3 protein-coding genes are annotated in these 1,762 nt (G+C 60.9%); all 3 read left to right on the forward strand.

Going from position 1 to position 1,762, the window contains the following annotated elements:
* Positions 1–403, forward strand: a 403-nt coding sequence (locus AC1D1P_RS22445; RefSeq protein ID WP_477674509.1) for an ABC transporter ATP-binding protein, incomplete at its 5' end; no start/stop codon positions are given.
* Between the two features lie 14 nt (positions 404–417).
* Positions 418–1,134, forward strand: coding sequence for an ABC transporter ATP-binding protein (locus tag AC1D1P_RS22450; RefSeq protein ID WP_477669665.1), 717 nt, complete (start codon positions 418–420; stop codon positions 1,132–1,134).
* Between the two features lie 162 nt (positions 1,135–1,296).
* The gene (locus AC1D1P_RS22455; RefSeq protein ID WP_477674510.1) at positions 1,297–1,686 is read left to right on the forward strand and encodes a DUF2845 domain-containing protein; all 390 of its coding nucleotides are present in this window, start codon (positions 1,297–1,299) and stop codon (positions 1,684–1,686) included.
* The last annotated feature ends 76 nt before the right edge of the window (positions 1,687–1,762 follow it).

Genomic DNA, 1,762 nt, shown 5'->3' on the forward strand with positions numbered 1-1,762 from the left:
TTTCAAGCACGAAGAAGCCGCCATTGCCAAGCGCTCGCAGGAGTTGCTCGACTATGTCGGCATCGGCAAATACGCCGACTTCAAGGCCCGCACCCTGAGCTACGGTGACCAGCGCCGCCTGGAAATTGCCCGGGCTCTCGCTACCGACCCGCAGCTGATCGCACTCGACGAACCGGCCGCCGGCATGAACGCGACCGAAAAAGTGCAGCTGCGCGAGCTGATCGATCGCATCCGCAAGGACAACCGCACCATTCTGCTGATCGAACACGACGTGAAGCTGGTCATGGGCCTGTGCGACCGCGTCACCGTGCTCGATTACGGCAAGCAGATTGCCGAAGGCGCGCCCGCGGACGTACAAAAAGACGAAAAAGTGATCACCGCCTATCTGGGCACAGGTCATTGAAGGAAAGCAAGAATATGGCAAACACACTCCTTAAAGTGACCGGCCTGAAGGTCGCTTACGGCGGCATCCAGGCGGTCAAGGGCGTTGACTTCGAAGTCAACGACGGCGAACTGGTCACCCTGATTGGCTCCAATGGCGCCGGCAAGACCACCACCATGAAAGCCATCACCGGCACGCTGCCCATGCTGGGCGGCGACATTGAATACCTGGGCAAGAGCATCAAGGGCCGCGGCGCCTGGGACCTGGTGAAAGAAGGCCTGGCCATGGTGCCGGAAGGCCGCGGCGTGTTCACCCGCATGACCATCACCGAAAACCTGCAGATGGGCGCCTACATCCGCAGCGACAAGGCGGGCATCGCCGAAGACATGGAAAAGATGTTTGTGCTGTTTCCCCGCCTGCGTGAACGCAAGGACCAGCTGGCCGGCACCATGTCGGGTGGCGAACAGCAGATGCTGGCCATGGGCCGTGCATTGATGAGCCGCCCCAAGGTGCTGCTGCTGGACGAGCCCTCCATGGGCCTTTCGCCCATCATGGTCGACAAGATCTTCGAAGTGGTCAAGGACGTTTCAGCCCGCGGCGTGACGGTGCTGCTGGTTGAGCAGAACGCCAGCCGTGCGCTCGGCATTGCCAACCGCGGCTATGTCATGGAGTCGGGCAATGTCACCATGAACGGCGACGCGAAAAGCCTGCTGAACGATCCACGCGTCAGGGCCGCTTACCTCGGCGAATAAGCAGGCGCCCGCGCGCCGGCAGGCGCTGCGGGACGCACGTCACCCCGTAAATCTGGCCAACCAGCGCAGGGCATAAATGCCTTGCGGCGCCAAATATTTACGCATAAAGTTAAGAAGGGGTGCGCACCACGCGCATCCTTGTTTAACTTGGGGGAAGTCAAAATGAACCAGTATGTTGTTCGCGTTGCTGTCGTGATGTTCGCCTTTCTGGCCTCATCTTTTTTCACCGGGGCTTCGGCCCAGTCACTGCGCTGCAAGGGCGACCTGGCGCAGATCGGCAATTCCAAAGGCACGGTCCTGCAAAGATGCGGCGAGCCTGTCATGAAGGACACGTTCTGCAAAGCCACGCCTGACACTGTGCCCAGCTCGACTGTCGTGACACCAAACACCACAGGTTCCACCGCCAGCACCACCACCAACGTGACGGTCAACACCTGCCAGCAGGTGGAAGAGTGGACTTACAACCCGGGTTACGGGCAGTTCATGACCATGCTGCTGTTTGAGGGCGGTTCCCTGAAGAGCATTCGATACGGGGATCGCGTAACCAGGTGAGCCCCCACGGTGGTGATGGAGCCCCCACGGTCGCTCACTGCGTGTAGCTCCCTGCCCCCCGAGGGGGCCGCCCGCC

The sequence above is a fragment of the Polaromonas sp. P1_E1_2 genome (assembly GCF_056406035.1).

Bases quoted from the DNA above. Each gene is read 5' to 3' on its own strand.
- AC1D1P_RS22450 (WP_477669665.1), top strand. From the start codon at position 418: ATGGCAAACACACTCCTTAAAGTGACCGGCCTGAAGGTCGCTTACGGC.
- AC1D1P_RS22455 (WP_477674510.1), top strand. From the start codon at position 1,297: ATGAACCAGTATGTTGTTCGCGTTGCTGTCGTGATGTTCGCCTTTCTG.